Below are 15,074 nucleotides of genomic sequence, written 5' to 3' on the forward strand. Positions count from 1 at the left end.
TCCTGCGGACCGGAACCGGCGGACGTGGTGAGGAGCGGAATGGCGCGCAGGATCGGTGGAGCAGGCGGCGGCTCGGACAAGGGCGACCGCAAGAGCAACGTGGTGGCCGCCGCGTGTGTGCTGGCGCTGGGCACGGCGGTCGCGGGCGGGACGACGCTCGGCGGCGGGGCCGTGCTGAGCGGCTCCGGCACACTGGGCGGCTCGGGCATCGCGAGCGGCTCCGGCTCGGTGAGCGGTTCGTCGTTCAGTCAGTCCTTGCGCACCCGGACCAATCAGGCCAGGACCTCCGCCCGTAAGGGCGACGCCGACACCGCATGGAAGCGGCTGGGCCTGCGCTCGACCAAGAAGACGATCCGGCGTGACCCGGAGTGCGTCGGCGCATCGTTCGGTCAGGTGCGAACGTTCTTCTTGCACACGCCGTGTCGCTCGCTGGACCGCGTGCTGTTCACCCTCGCCGCCGACGGCGGCACAGTCCTGGTCTCGGTCGCCTGGGTCGACCTCCCCAGCAGGCAGAGCACGCGAGAGTTCGTCGACCTCATCGACGTCCACGGCTCCGGCGACATCCGGCCGCTGGGCGCGGGTCTGCTCGGCATGGCCGACGTCACCTTCACCGCCGACAACTATCGGTCCCGATCTCTTGGCACGACGGTGACCATCGCCGAGACCGAGCCGGCGAGCGGACGGGTCGACGCGGCGGTCCTGCAGGCGGCGGCCGACGTCGCCTCGGAGCTGCCTCGGCCCTGACGGCGTGTCAGCTCGGTCGCCGAGGGCGGAGCCGGCACGGCAGGCCTGCTGATCGGCTGCGGAACTCGCCCGACTCCGAAGCACGGCAGAGCGGGCGGCGTGGCCGAATTCGCCGTTGTACGACACGGATCGGCACGGCCGTCGGTATCGTTCCCGAGTGCCGACTGAGAAGCCCGAGCAGGTCGTGGAGGTCTACACCGACGGGGCGTGCAGCCCGAATCCCGGTCCGGGAGGCTGGGGAGCCGTGCTGCGGTACGGCAGACACGAGCGAGAGCTGTACGGCAGCGAGTCCACGGTGACGACCAACAACCGGATGGAGCTGACCGCGCCCATCCGGGCGTTGGAGAGCCTGACCCGCCCGGCAGTGGTGCGGCTGTACACCGACAGCACCTACGTGAAGAACGGCGTCACCCAGTGGATGCCCCGCTGGAAGAGCAACGGGTGGCAGACCAGCGCGCGCGAACCGGTGAAGAACGCCGATCTCTGGAGGCTGCTGGACGCGGCGGCCGCCGCGCATCGCGTCGAGTGGCATTGGGTGAAGGGACACGCAGGACATCCCGACAACGAACGCGCCGATCGACTCGCCGTCCAAGGCGTGCGGGAGGCCCGCGGCCCCGAGGTCGAGCTTTCGGCCGTCGTCGCGAAACCCGCTGGGTCCCGGCCGAGATCGCCCCGGCCCGCCGCAGGCGAGACGCGACCGCGCTGTCAGGCGATCACGCGGGGCGGTACGAACTGCCCGACGGTCGCCCGCCCGTCCGGCCTGTGTCACGTGCACGATCCCGCCGTGCAGTGCGGGGCGGTCCTCACGAGCGGAAAGCCCTGCGCCGTGGCGACCGGCGGCGGCCGGTGCGAGCGTCATGCCGTGGGCGAGGAGTCGACGCCGGGGCTGTTCTGACGGTCCGGCTGTCCGGACGGCACGTCGGTTCGCCATCGGGCCGGCCCGCACTCAGTCTCGCGGCCTCGACCGTCTCGTCGCCGCAGGCGGAACCGGCGCACCGGACACGGGCCTACGACGGAGGAGGCGGGCGCACCGGCTTCTCCTCGTCGGCGGCCCGCCGACGGCGTCCAGACTCGTCGGCACCCTGTCGCAGAATGGGCGGATGGCAGCGTCACACCGGATCTCGACTCCCGCTCAGGTGCAGCAGCGTTGGCAGGCGCGGCAGGCGCCGGACGGCGACTTCATCGTGTTCGCCGACGGCAGTCTGTCGGCCATGGAGTTCGAGCGGTTCGTCGAACCGGTCCGATTCCGGTGGTGGGAGACCCTCCGGGCCGAGGCGTGGACGCCGATGGACTGGCTCGAGGTGGACGACGTGCTGGCCTCCTGCACTCACGGCCGCCGACGCGCGTCGGCCGGCGAGTCGGCGGCACACGGCAGCGTCGGCTGGGTCGCCCTGACCAGTGCCGACGGCAGAGACACCCTGGAGTGGCTCGCGGTGTCGCGCTACTCCGACCCGTTCTCGTCCGTCACCCTGGACGACCGTGTTCTCAGTGCCACCAGCACCTCGGGCCAGGTCTGGCGCTTCCCCTGCGACGCCCCGGCCGACGTGACCATCAGCGACGGGTCCGGTTGATCCCAGCGTGGCAAGACGTCGGAGTCGACCGACCGGGGCGGGCACGCATCGAGGTCGACGACGTCGAGCGGCAGGCCAGGAGTGCAGGCCGGGAAGTGTGTTCGGCGAATTCTCGTGCTGTGTCCAGTTCTGGACAGTGCCGAGGTCGTGCGCCGGGGAACATCGAGTCACCAGATCGATGCGAAAGGGCGATTCGTGACCAGTCAGCACACCGACGAGGCTTCTGCTCCGGGAACGTACCTCGGCGTGATGGTGATCGACACCCATCGAATCAGCGCACCCGACGATGTCGGACAAGACAGGCTGACGACCCTGATCCCGGAGATCGTGTCGAGTGCGGCACGACGAGGCGGCGTGGAACGTCTCCTGCTCAACCCGCCGGTCGGGACTCCCAGCGGTGAAGGACTCCTCTTCGGATTCGACGCGGAGCTGCTTCCGCTGGCCGTCGACCGCCTCATGGACGCACTGCAGGGTGAGCTGCGGACCAGGGCTCGTGACCTGCGGGCCGACGGGATCACCCTTCGGATGCGGGCAAGCCTGCACCTGGGGCCGGTGCCGTCGTTCACTTCGCTGTTCGTCGACTCGCCCACCGGAAGGGTCGTGATCGACAGTCACCGCATGGTCGGGGCAGCGGAGGTACGGGCATTGCTGGAGCGCTCCGATCCACAGGCGACGTTCCTGGCGACCGTCGTCTCCGATGCCGTGATGGCGGACGTCATCCAGGCGGGCCACACCGTCCGTCGGCCCTCGGAGTTCGTTCGAACCGCGCTCAGCGTGGCGGCCGAGGACTTCCCGTGCATCGGACATCTCCGGGTGCCGGTGCCCTCCGGTGAGCTGCTCACCGCCGGACTGCTCACCCCGCGGCAGCAGGCGTCCGACGCCGAGAGGCCCGCTCCGATCTCGACACCGGGCCTGGGTGCAGCCGACGCTCGGTCGGGGACAGGCTGGACGAGCAATACGACCACGACGAACGGCGGACACCAGCGATTGATCGCGCAGAGCCGGGACGTGGGACACATCGAGGACCACTCCACCGCCGTCGAGGCAGGCCTGTCCGAGGTGGCGGTCAGCGGGAACAACAACAACATCGCGGGACGCGATCTGGACCAGTCGACCGGCAGGCAGGACTTCTCCGGGACGTTCGACGTCGGCGGGGACGGAAGTTTCGGCAGCCACAGCGGGCGCCGGTTCGGCATCCCCGACCAGACCGAGCGGGACTCGTGACCGGCGCCGAGGGGCGCCCCGAGGACGACGTCGACTTTTTCGGGATGCTCGACACCGCGACGAAGGGAACAGACCTCGGTGCCGAGGGCGTCGGCGGACTCGGCCGGGTTCTCGCCGAGGAGCCAGCCGACGGCCGTGCCGACGCACTCGGCGACGACCCGGCAGAGCGTGCGCCGAACCAGGCGCCGAATCCGGCGGTGGAGCCGTCTGCGGAACCGCTCGCACCAGCTCGAACCTCACCGGTCGCCGAGTCGATGCACCCGCCTCGCCATACCGAGTCCGTCACCGGGATCGCTGGGGACGAGAACTCCGTGGCAGGCAGGGATATCGACCAGTCCCACACGACCATCTTTCAGAACTATCACCAGGTCTTCTCCGCACAGCCCGGCGAACAGGCGGCCGAGATCGCCCGTCCGCGCAATCGGGCCAGGAGCGGGCAGTGGGACTCCGATGCGCTGTCCGCACTGGCCGGACGCTTCGTGACTCCGGCTGGGCTGCTCGACGCGTCGGGAGAGCGGTCCGCGCTCCAGATCCTCACCCACTGGCACCTGGTTCTGATCACCGCAGAGGCGAAGACCGGCGGCCAGTTCACGGCAGCGCTCCGGCTGGCACAGGAACTCCGGCGGGTCGAAGACCCCTCGCTCATCGTCCGCCAGGAGGTCCTCGATCTCGATTTCCGCCTCGATGCGGGTCTGATCCTCGACGTCGACACCCCTGCGGTCGTCATCCTCGACCTGCGCGAGGCGTCCGGCCCGGACGTCATCGAGGTCAGGAACCACCTCGTCGAGTTCGGCCACCACCTGACAGCGCATCACAGCTATCTCGTCGTCATCCTGCCCGTCGCCCAGCGACGCCGCTTCGACGAGCGGTTCCCCGGCAGGTTGCACACCCTTTCTCGACCGCCGGGTGAGGAGGTCTTCGCCCGCCACGTGGAACTGGTGGAGGACCCGCAGCACCTGTTGGACGAGTCCGGACTCCTCGCCCGCGTCGCCGAGGCATGGCCGCCGGAGGCGAAGGAACTCGCCGACGCGGTGTCCGAGGCGCGCAGGGCGGGCATCGAATCGGCGAAGGAGATCGCCGAGCGAATCGCCGATCCGACCGACGTGCTCGCCGAGGAACTCCGTGCGGAGATCACCCGGCATCAGGCGCAGGAGGACGAGGAGGCCATCGGCCTGCTCCTGGCCTGTGGCCTGTTCGAGGGCGCCCCCGCAGACCGCATCCTCGCCGCCTCGGATCTGGTGCTGGGCATGTCGAAGACTCAGGTCCGCCACCCTGATCCGCTGCTCCGGCCGGGCGTGACGACGACGTTGAAACGGCTCAGTCCCGGTCTGTTCAACGTGCGCCGACGGACGTTCACGCTGCCGGATCTCGGCTCTTCGGTGCTCACGTACTTCTGGAACGAGCATCCGGCGCTGCGGCGGACGATCCGAGAATGGTTGAAAGCACTCCCCTTCACGATCGACGACCTCGGACAAGCCGAACTGGAACGCCTCGCCGACCGCGCGGCAGACCTCGCGGCGGAGGCGGGGGTCGAGGTGATCACCGAGCTGGCCCAGGACTGGGCGACAGGCAGGCGGAACCGCGACGTCCCGTCGACGGCGATCCCCAACAGTCGACAGGACCAGACGCGTCGGTCCGTCGCGGTACGCCTGCTGACCAGGACGGCGGTCGATCCGATCCTCGGCAGGGCGGTTCGCGAGAAGCTCTGGGAGTGGTCCAGGACATCGTCTCCCGACCTTCAACTCCTGGTGGCGATCGTCTGCGGCGAGATCGGCCCGGACTTCCCCCGGGTGGCGCTGACCCGGATCAAACACCTCGCGACCGCGACGGAACCACTGGTAAGAGAGAACGCGTCGGCCGCGATGGTCCGGGTCGGCCGTGAGTCGGGATTCGCGACCTTCCTGCGCTATGTCGAGGGCTGGCTCGACCGACCGGACGCCGATCGCATGGAACTACTGGCCTCGAGCATCGAGCGACTGCTCGATGCCGAGCCCCGCAACGTCACCGGCGAGGGCGTACGTGAGTTCTGGAGTCGGGCACTGGACGCGATGCCGATGCACGAGATTCGCCGGGTGGTCGGCGCCTGGCTGCGTCATGGCGCACGTTCGGCCTCACCGTCGGTTCGAGGCGACTCGGTGGAGACACTCGTCGCCGCGACCGAGGGACGTCCACAGCGGATGGCCCGCCTTCAATGGGCCAGCCGGGTGGCTGCCATCCCCCTCGATCCGGCCTTCGTCGAGGACGACCCGGTGAACGCGCTGGTCCAGCTGGTCTGGACCCGGCTGGACGAGATCGATCCCGGACAGATCTGACCGGCCCCGCACCACGACCTGTCGAACGACCAGGATGGCGGAGAGAATCATGCGGCTGCGAAGTCGGCATCCCCGGAGCGCACTCGTCGGGGGCACCAGCCCGGATCATCGCGTGGGGACGACACTGCGGCGGCTCTTCGACGCCCACCAGCGCGGGGACCTCAGCGCCCGCCTGGACGCCCTGGCAGTAGCCCAGGCCTGACGGAGTTCGTCGGCGACGTCCCAGACGTCGCCGACGAACCGGCCTCGTCAGTTCCAGATCGCGTCGGCCCATTCCGGATGGTCGATGAACGGGTTTCGATTGCCCTGGAAGTCGTCGTAGACGACCTGGTTGCGACGCTCCTCGAAGGCGTCCGGCGGGTCCTCGGCGTTCCAGTCGAGCAGCACCGACTGGCGGCCCATGTAGGGGTTGGAGCCGTTGGACACGGTGTCGTTGAGCTCAAGGTCGGCGAAGCCGTCGCCGCCCTCGTAGCGCACGGCCATGTAGAAGATCATCCGAGCGACGTCGCCCTTGACGTCGTCGCGCGGCTCCCAGGAGTCGCCGTCGGTGAGGTTGCCCGGCGCACCCGGCACCGGCGAGCCGCCGTTGTCGAAGTCCTTGTTGCCCCGCGCGGAGTTGACCTGCACGTCGGTGGGGCGCAGGTGGTGGATGTCGGTGCCGGGGCCGGGCGCCGTGCCGATGTCGCCGTGGGACTGGGCCCAGACGTGCTCGCGGTTCCACTGGCCCACGCTGCCGCCGTTGGAGTTCTTGCTCTGCGAACGTCCGCTGTAGAACAGGATCACGTTGTTCGAGTTCGCCGGGTCCTCGTCGGTGGCCTTGAGCGCATCCCAGACCTGACTGTAGGACAGCCTCGTGCTGGTGCTGATGATCTCGTGCAGCTCGTCCTTCAAGGCATCCCCGCTCAGGCCGAGCGCGGTGCGGTAGTACGTCTCGTCGTAGTCGCCGGGGTCCGTGGGCGGTTCGGTGGGCGGCTCGGTCGGGGGCTCAGTCGGGGGTTGGGTGTCACCCGCAGGCGAGAATGCGGTCGGAGAGGTGAGACCGGCGTGTGAGAAGTAGCTGCGCAGCGGGCCGGTGACGTCGAGAGTCGTCCCGAGCAGGTCAGGGTTGGTGCGCAGGCCGTAGTCCGCCCGGAAGGACGCGGTGATCTGCACGTACAGCATCTCGGCCGGGTCGGTCTCGGTGGCCGAGTCGGCGAGGGCGAGCGCGTAGTCGGAGGGGAAGCCCGATCGGACCACGGTCGTGGTCGCCGTCGGCTGCCCCACCACGTGACCGCGCACGGTGCCGGTGCCGCCCTGCTGCGAGATCGCCTCGGCGACGGTGAGCTGGTCGGCGGCGAACGCGGCGGTCGGCACCTGGAATGCCACCACCGCAGCCGCGACGCCGACCAGCGCGGCTAAGGACCTCCACCGACTCACACGGGTTGCTGTCACGACGATGTCCTCCCCAGGTTCGTGCGCCAGCCGATATGTGACGCAGCGTGATCACACAATGGTGATCTCGAGAAGGCTGTCAGAAAATGACCACCCGTTAGTGAAATTTGAGCGGCGGTTTGATGTCGGCGCGATGACGTCGTGCCGGGAGCGCCACCCGGGCGGGTCCACAGTCGACGCGTCGACGGCCGCCAGCGGCGACCGCCCGGAGCGCCGCGTGTGCGCGTCGTCCTGGGCGTGTCCTGTGACGCGACGGCGGCGAGCCGCAGCCCCTGCTGCACGCAGGCTGCGGACATCGTTCACCGGGTGGCGTCAAGAGTTCGACCGATCGGTTTCGACCGCTCCGACGAGATCGACCCGAGATAGACGGCAAAGCGAGCCGCATTGCCCGTGGTTCCTTCGGAGGGCGAGTTCCAGCACCCCGGCTGGAGTATTCCCAGAAGGTGCGTGAAATCCAGTACAGACAATCCGGGCGGACCGCCACGCCTCGCGCTCGCAAGTCCGCCGGGCCACCCGGATGGAGGGCTGATCGGACGATCGCAGCCCGGGAGGTCTGCAAGTGAGCATCCCCGCCGCGCCATGTCTTCGAGCTGCACATCCGGCGTGTCGTAGATCACCGGCCGAAGTGGACACGACCGTGATCACCTCGGCCCCTCGGCCGCCTGGAAGCGCCTGCGAGGAAGGCTCCGACCTCGACGTCGGACGCGCTTTCCCTTTCGTACCTCAAGAGTTGCCTCTTTGTGCCCTCTCGACCCCAGGTATACCTGGGACCAGGCATTCCCACCTGGGGCCGGACTATCTTGGCCGACACCAGAAGTCTAAGGTCTATCACGCTCCATCCTCCGTCACGCTCTGCCTGAACCGAGCACCGATCCGGCGGCCCCGAACGGTGGTCACGAGCCGAGCGTGGGAGGACGAGGGCCAGGCATCGGGGTAGGAACAGACCGCGAAGGGAACCGATGAGCGACTCCGAGTTCGTAAGCGGCACCGCCATGTCGCCGGTGATGATGGGGCAGGGCCAGGCCGTTCCCATGGAAGCCGCGCAGATGACCAGCGTCTCCGCGTCCCAGGAACAGCAGCCCGTGCTGGCCGCGATGAGGGTCGCGCAACTCGCGCAGCAGGTCGGCACGCTCAAGAAGGACATCGAGGCAGGCGATCTGTTCCTCGACCCCGCTGCGGGCGAGGAGATCAAGACGATGCTCCAGGACCAGATGGACCGGGTCGACACCTGGCTGGAGCGGGCCAACGCACTTGCCCGCCGCGCGCCCTTCGGTGCCAATCCCGTCGGCGAGGCGATGGCCCTGAAGTTCGAGGACCGCGCGGGCGGCGAGGGGGTCTCCTTCCGAAGCGTGTTCACCCCGTATCGGGAGGTGCTGCAGGAGGCTCACGAGGCCGTGTCGCAGGCCATGAACCTCTACCAGCAGATCGAGCAGGACAACGTCGACTCCTTCAAGAGAATCCGACCCGACGAGAACCAGGCGGTCTGACCGCCACGCCGAGGACGATCTCGGGCGACGCAGGCGGATTCGGCGCCGCGTCCGCGCGCACCGGGATCATCGGCTCGTCGATGCCGCAACGCCGCGTCGGCACCGACCGTGACGACTCGACCGCGACCGCGGCGATCATCGGCACCGAACCTCCTGTAGCGAACCTCCTGTAGCGAGAGGCGAACATCCGATGTACGTAGAAGGCTCAGCAGTGCCGCGAGGCCACGCGGGGACTCCCGGCGCCCCGGCGCCGGAGAACCACCTCATGCTGACGGACACGCAGAACTGGAGCGCCTACAACCATCGGACGCTCTACGAAGCGGTCCACACCGACAACGATCCCGGTCAGGCAGGCGAGCTCTCCTCCGAGTGGTCGCAGATGGCAAACGAGATCTCCGAGTCCGCACAGTCGATGGGTGATCGGCTCGTCGCGGTGGAGGACGGCTGGACCGGATCGGCGGCCAGGTCCGCACGGGGCGCCATCACCCAACTCGCCGACTGGAGCAACGAGGCGTCGGTGACCGCCGCCACCGTGGGTACCAAGATCGCCGCGCAGGCCCAGGTCATGGAGGTCGCCCGGTCCGCGATGCCGGAACCCGTCGACTTCGACTACGAGGAGATGCTCACGAGGGGTTTCGCCACCGGCGGGCTCGCGGGTTTCGCGGTTGCGGTCGTCGACGTGGAGCGCAAGAGCGCCGAGGCCAACCTCGCGCATGAACAGGCCGTGGCCGTCATGTCCACGATGGAAGAGGACTCACGCAGCATCGACCAGGAGACCCCGCAGTTCACGCCGCCGCCGAACCCGGTCCGGGGCACCATGACGGCGGCGAGCAACGCTCCGATGGGCGTGATGAGCGGCGAAGGCCAGCTCACTCCGATGCAGCAGGGCACCCCGATGGACGAGACGGCGAGCCGGCTCGCCCCGATGCAGCAGAGCAGAGTGCTTGAGGCTCCCGCGCTCGACCCGCAACTGGCGGGCGGCGGCGTCGGTGAGGTTCCCAATATTCCCGGCGGCCCGGGCGGAGCGCCCGGCATGCCCGGCGGCCCTGGCAGCGTGCCCGGCGCACCCGGTGGAGTTCCCGGGGCCCCCGGCGGACCCGGCGGCATCCCGAACATCCCCGGCGGCCCGGGCGGACCCGGCGGCAGCACGCTGGGCACCAACCCGCAGAGCCCGCCCAACCTCGCGCCTGCGGCCTCGATGCCCGACACCGCCGGTTACCGGCCCGGCGGCGCAGGCGGCACGGTGGGTATGAACCCGGGTGCGATCCCGAACATCCCCGGCGGCGGCGCAGGCGGCGTCGGCGGCGTCGGCGGCGCGATGCCCGGCATCGGCGGCGTCGGCAGCGTCGGCGGCATCGGCACACCGCCGTCGGTCAGCCCGCAGAACTCGCCGAAGATCTCTCCGCAGGGCATGCCCGACATCCCTGACATCCCCGGAGCCAATCGCCCCGGCGGCACGGGCAGCGCCCCTGGCAGCGGCACGATGCCAGGCATCGGCGGTATCGGCGGCGGCGTGCCCGGCGCGACCATGCCGCGCCCGAATCAAGGCGGTAACAGCGGCGGCACGGGCGGTCGCCCCGCCACTCCGCAAATCCCCAACATCCCCGGCGGCAGCGGATCGATGCCCAGCATCGGCAGCGGCACGGGCGGCCCAGGCGGTCGCCCCGCCACTCCGCAAATCCCCAACATCCCCGGCGGCAGCGGATCGATGCCCAGCATCGGCAGCGGCACGGGCGGCCCAGGCGGTCGCCCCGCCACTCCGCAAATCCCCAACATCCCCGGCGGCAGCGGATCGATGCCCGGCATCGGCGGCGGCGGCGCAGGCGGCGCAGGCGGCATCGGCGGCGGTGCTCGAGGGTTCGGCCCCGGCGGCATCCCCAACATTCCCGGTGGTGCAGGCGGCGGCGCAGGCGGCTTCGGTGGTGGCGCGGGCGGCATCGGCGGTGGCGCCGCAGGCCTGGCCGCAGGCGGAGCGACCGGCGTCGGCGGCAGCGGCGGCGCAGGCGGCCGGATGGGCGGCATGCCCGGCGGAATGGGCGGTGGCGTCGGCGCAGGCGGCATGGGCGCGGGCGGCATGGCCGGTGGTGGCGGTGCACCCGCCCGCGGCGCCCAGGACACCGAGGACAAGGAGCACCGGGTCGCTTCGTACCTCAAGGGCGAGAAGGTCTTCGAGCGTCTCGGCGATGATCTGCCGCCCGCGGTGATCGGTGATCGGAAGCCGAAGAAGCAGGGATGATCGGCAGGCGACGGCGCACCCGAGAGTCGGTTACGGGAGAAGGACGATGAGCGACACTGAATTCGTGTTGTCGGCCCGCGAGTTCGAGTTCGTGTGGACTGATCTGGGCCTCGGCCGAATCCCCTATCCGCTGGACGTTCCCAGCAGCGGCAAGACCATGGCCGAACGGGCGGAGCTCAGGGCCGAGGTGTACCGCGAACTGACCGATCGGGGCCTGGTCACCGCAGGCACGGTGTCGACCGAGCTGGAGGCGCTGCTTCGGCTGCTGTCGCAGCCGAAGCTGTCGGTGGACGCCGTGGGGCACGTCGGACGTGCCCTGCGGGCGTTGGCCGCCACCGATCAGGAACTGGGCGTGCTCGCGACGCTGGTCGGCGATGAGCTGCGAGTCAGCGAGATCCGACCGACCTCGCTGGCTCGCTCCATCGTCGGTGTGCTGCCCGTCAAGGAGGCGGGGCCAGGCTGGGCGATGTCGGCCCCGCTGCACGCACTCACCTCGGCGGTGGAGCCCGCCGAAGAGGACGACCCCTGGGGAAGCGACGACGACGACGAGGAACGCGCCCTGCGGAAGGCGGGGATGAGCGCCGACGACGCAGCGGCGCTGAGCGAGCTGGCGGCGAACCGGAAGGGCGGCGGCCAGTTCGGCGTGACGGTGGGGGGAGCGACGCAGCGACAGGCGCGGCGGTCCTCCACACTCGTGACCTGGTTCGACACCCATCAAGGTCGATACCTGATGGTGCGTGAGGACGAGTGGCTCAGCCTGACGCCCGCCGACGGCGAACGTATCGAGGGACGGGTCATGGAGGTGCTGTCACGCGCCGCAGGCGCGCCCAACGGTCGGTGACGACACCGACCGTCTTGACAGAGGCCGGGCCTTTCGACGGCCCGGCCCGACGACCCGATGTCGAGCAGTGTTGATGGAGGTTTCACATGACCGGCCCCGGTACGGGTGGCTTCGTGGGCATGAGCAAGGATCCCGCCGAGATTGAGGCGCGGATCGGCCAGTGGGCGCAGGGCCTTGCGGAGAAGGCACAGCGTTACCAGGCCGCGCATGTCGAGACCGAACAGATTCGATTGACCGCCACCAGCGGCGACGGCGCGGTGAAGGCCACGGTGCGGGCCGACGGCAGCCTGACCGACCTGGTCTTCAGTGAGCGCATCCGCACGATGCCGCTGCCCACGATCGCGAGTCTGGTCCTGTCGACCATGCAGCGGGCGCAGGCCGACATCGCCACCCAGGTCGGCGAGACGATGGCCGAGCATCTGGGTGACGAGGACGCCGAGACGCGGGCCGAGCTGCTGGGCAACCTCCGCGAGCGGTTCCCTCAACCGCCCGACGAAGACGAGGTCGAGGCGGCAGACGAAGAGACCGGCAAGAAGTGGGAGTCGATCGAGTCCAGCGAGGAGCCGACTCCGCCGCCTGCCACGAGCCCCGGGCTCTCGGCTCAGTCGCCGTCGACCGGATTCCAGCCCCCTGCGGGATTCTCACCCCCTGCACCACCTCCGCAGCGGCCGGCAGCACCACGTCGTCGACCCGACGACGATGACGACTTCGACGAGGAGTCCGACCCGCTGCGGGACTGACGTCTCGACCGACAGCACGCTGAGCAGGGGCGAGACCCCAGTCGCCGCCACACGTTCGTGAGAGGAGCCCCACGATGGCCGAAGCCTATGACGTCGTGACCGAGGACCTGGTGGCCCACGCCAGTCACCTCGACGCGCTGACCGACCGGTTGAACACCGCGATCGCTGCGGCGGAGACCGTCAGCATGTCCGATGACGCCTACGGTCTGATCTGCCAGTTCCTTCCTCCGACCATCAATCCGATGGAAGAGGAGGGGATCGCGGCACTGAACGCGGCGGTCGAGGGCGTCACGACCAGTGCGGAGAACGTACGGGCGACGGCCGACCAGTATCTCGACACCGACGACGCGAATCAGCAGTCGTTCCAGAAGATCTCGCTGGACCACATCCAGCCGCCCTCGATCGCGGGTGGTGGGGCGGCCGCAGCCGCGGGCGGGCCGACGGCATTCCAGCGGGCCGCCATGCCCGCCTCCGTCGGGGAACCGGCGCAGAGCGTCACCCCGCAGTCGTACGGGGAACCCGCTCAGCAGGCCTTCGCCCCCCGCGCCTTCGCCGAACCCGCTCAGCAGAGCGTCACCCCGCAGTCCTACGGGGAACCCGCTCAGCAGGCCTTCGCCCCCCGCGCCTTCGCCGAACCCACTCTCCAGAACTCCGCCCGACAGGACTACGTCGAACCCACGCCCCAGAACATCGGCGCCCGACAGGACTACGTCCAGCCCACCCACCAGAACATCGGCGCCCGACAGGACTACGTCCAGCCCACCCACCAGAACTTCGCCGCTCGACAGGACTACGTCCAGCCCACGCCCCAGAACTTCGCCGCACAGCCCTTCGCCACCGCCGAGGTGTATCAGAACTCGTCGATGCAACGCACCGAGGCAGAGGCCCTCAACGAGGCTAGGTTCCAGCGCCCTGAGGCCTGAGTCCGGGCTGGCTCGTTCTCCCGGATCACCTCCCGCCGGATGTCGTCACGGCATCCGGCGGTCGACGTCTCGGGGAGGGGGAGCGAGACCGGACACTCGGCGTGGCAGTCCCCCCCATCGACCAGCGCAGCAGCCTGCCCGGCCGCTGCCGTCTTCAGACCAGGTAGAACGTCAACAGGTCAGCCCGAACGGGCGGGAACAACGCGGCCATCACGTCGACGTTCGGGCCCGGATAGACGTCGGGATGGCGGTGGGAGAGCCCGACGATCCCATGCGGGCCGAACAGCAGTGCGGGCACCAGGTCCGGCGCGATGCCCGCTCCACCGACCGAGGCGGGCGACTGGAGCGGCCCACCGGTGACCATCGGTCCGACGACGGCGTCGGTCACGTCGAAGCGCACGTGCGAGCGGAAGAACGAGAGCACCGCCGCGCCGTCGACCCTCGCATGGTCGACGGCGCGCAGCCTGCCCGACAGCAGCGGGCGCAGCCTGTCGAGCAACGCGGCGGGGTCCGCGACCCGCACGTAGTACATCTCCGCGGCCTCGGGTGCCGCGCCGAGGAACTCGGTCAGTGCCCGGCTCGCGATGGTACCCGGCCGGTCGCCCACCCGGACCGAGGCCGACGTCGGCGCGGCCAGGTCGGTGGCCTGCCGCAGCAGTGCACGGGCTGCGGCCTCGTCCACGGCGGCCAGCTCGCCGAGATGGACGTCGTCCTCCGGCGGTGTGCTGCGTCCCGTCGCGACCGCGCGTCCCTCGCGCTCCACGATCCACTGTGTACTGCCGTCCCGGGCGAGCAGCCGGCGCAGACATTCCGGCGAGTGCGGCATCCGCAGGTCGGCGGTCGCCTGCACCGCGTCCTGGAGGGCGGTGATCGCCTCGACATCCTCGATCGTGGCGGCCCGCACGTGGTGGCCGGGCTCCGGCGGCGGGGCGGTGTGCACCGGCCGGACCGGGTGGTACGGGATCGCGTAGGAGTAGCCGAACTGCCGGTAGAAGTAGGGGATGCCGAGCATCACCTGCGCCAGGTGCCCACGCCGCGCCGACTGCTCGTGCGCCCAGGCCATCAGCGCGCGGACGAGCCCTCGACCTTCGTGATCACGGCTGGTCGCCACCAGCTCCACCTGCCCGGCCGGGATGCGGACTCCGCCGAGGATCAGCTCTTCGTCCAGCAGCGTGGCGGTGGAGACCACACGCCCGTCCGCCGCGACGACCACCGCGCAGGAGTCCCAGCCCGCGTCGGAGTCCTCGACGATCAGTCGGAGATCGACGGCGTCGGCCACCTCGCCGCGCTCGGCGAGCAGGGCCTGGATCTGGTCGAGATCGGCCGAGGTCGCCCGGCGCAGCGTGAACCCCTCGGGCAGCGCAGTGGTCTCGGGCGGCGCGGCGCGTCCATGGTCCATCCGAGAGACTCTGCTGGAGGACGCTCGCTCGCACCACTGATTCTTCGGGCCGACCGGGCGGTCGGATAGGACCTACCTGCCCTGGACCGCCGCCCCGTCGGGCGTGCGCCCCGAAATTCGCTGGCGCGGGTGCACCGCTCGCTGCCATGGTGACATCCGACGTCGG

Annotated in this window: 12 protein-coding genes and 1 pseudogene; 11 read left to right on the plus strand and 2 right to left on the minus strand. The window is 70.0% G+C overall.

Annotated elements, in window-relative coordinates:
- Window positions 1-39: 39 nt before the first annotated feature.
- The 6 genes and pseudogenes from UA74_RS21795 (at window position 40) to UA74_RS32310 (ending at window position 6,053) form a co-directional block, all read left to right on the plus strand.
- Complete coding sequence (locus tag UA74_RS21795) at window positions 40-744, plus strand: hypothetical protein (RefSeq protein ID WP_075741910.1); 705 nt, start codon at window positions 40-42, stop codon at window positions 742-744.
- A gap of 157 nt (window positions 745-901) precedes the next feature.
- Window positions 902-1,354 (plus strand): annotated as a pseudogene (gene rnhA / locus UA74_RS21800) (ribonuclease HI); the annotation flags it as partial.
- 490 nt (window positions 1,355-1,844) lie between these two features.
- Entirely contained in the window at window positions 1,845-2,315 is a 471-nt protein-coding gene (locus UA74_RS21805; RefSeq protein ID WP_075741911.1) for a hypothetical protein, read from the plus strand.
- A 195-nt stretch (window positions 2,316-2,510) separates the two neighbouring features.
- The gene (locus UA74_RS21810; RefSeq protein WP_083683472.1) at window positions 2,511-3,539 is read left to right on the plus strand and encodes a hypothetical protein; all 1,029 of its coding nucleotides are present in this window, start codon (window positions 2,511-2,513) and stop codon (window positions 3,537-3,539) included.
- Window positions 3,536-5,851, plus strand: coding sequence for a hypothetical protein (locus UA74_RS21815; RefSeq protein ID WP_075765314.1), 2,316 nt, complete (start codon window positions 3,536-3,538; stop codon window positions 5,849-5,851). The genes UA74_RS21810 and UA74_RS21815 overlap by 4 nt, the downstream gene beginning before the upstream one ends.
- 49 nt (window positions 5,852-5,900) lie before the next feature.
- Complete coding sequence (locus UA74_RS32310; RefSeq protein WP_157434369.1) at window positions 5,901-6,053, plus strand: hypothetical protein; 153 nt, start codon at window positions 5,901-5,903, stop codon at window positions 6,051-6,053.
- Between the two features lie 47 nt (window positions 6,054-6,100).
- Here UA74_RS32310 and UA74_RS34325 read toward each other — a convergent pair whose 3' ends face one another.
- On the minus strand, window positions 6,101-7,282 hold the full coding sequence (locus UA74_RS34325; protein ID WP_075741913.1) for an endonuclease: 1,182 nt from the start codon (window positions 7,280-7,282) through the stop codon (window positions 6,101-6,103).
- Window positions 7,283-8,241: 959 nt separating this feature from the next.
- On the opposite strand from UA74_RS34325, the gene UA74_RS21825 reads away from it, so the two are divergent.
- The 5 genes from UA74_RS21825 to UA74_RS33055 all read left to right on the plus strand — a co-directional run bounded on the left by UA74_RS21825 (window position 8,242) and on the right by UA74_RS33055 (window position 13,509).
- Window positions 8,242-8,769: a hypothetical protein gene (locus UA74_RS21825; RefSeq protein WP_232237364.1), complete on the plus strand. Its 528-nt coding sequence runs from the start codon at window positions 8,242-8,244 to the stop codon at window positions 8,767-8,769.
- A gap of 265 nt (window positions 8,770-9,034) precedes the next feature.
- Window positions 9,035-11,005, plus strand: a complete 1,971-nt coding sequence (locus UA74_RS21830) for a PPE domain-containing protein (protein WP_075741914.1) — start codon at window positions 9,035-9,037, stop codon at window positions 11,003-11,005.
- Window positions 11,006-11,051: 46 nt separating this feature from the next.
- On the plus strand, window positions 11,052-11,846 hold the full coding sequence (locus UA74_RS21835; RefSeq protein WP_075741915.1) for an ESX secretion-associated protein EspG: 795 nt from the start codon (window positions 11,052-11,054) through the stop codon (window positions 11,844-11,846).
- An 86-nt stretch (window positions 11,847-11,932) separates the two neighbouring features.
- The gene (locus UA74_RS21840; RefSeq protein WP_075741916.1) at window positions 11,933-12,586 is read left to right on the plus strand and encodes a YbaB/EbfC family nucleoid-associated protein; all 654 of its coding nucleotides are present in this window, start codon (window positions 11,933-11,935) and stop codon (window positions 12,584-12,586) included.
- Window positions 12,587-12,660: 74 nt separating this feature from the next.
- Entirely contained in the window at window positions 12,661-13,509 is an 849-nt protein-coding gene (locus tag UA74_RS33055; RefSeq protein WP_075765318.1) for a type VII secretion target, read from the plus strand.
- Between the two features lie 154 nt (window positions 13,510-13,663).
- Here UA74_RS33055 and UA74_RS21850 read toward each other — a convergent pair whose 3' ends face one another.
- Window positions 13,664-14,908: a GNAT family N-acetyltransferase gene (locus UA74_RS21850; RefSeq protein ID WP_075765320.1), complete on the minus strand. Its 1,245-nt coding sequence runs from the start codon at window positions 14,906-14,908 to the stop codon at window positions 13,664-13,666.
- Window positions 14,909-15,074 lie beyond the last annotated feature (166 nt).

It is taken from the genome of Actinoalloteichus fjordicus (assembly GCF_001941625.1).
Lineage (GTDB): Bacteria > Actinomycetota > Actinomycetes > Mycobacteriales > Pseudonocardiaceae > Actinoalloteichus_A > Actinoalloteichus_A fjordicus.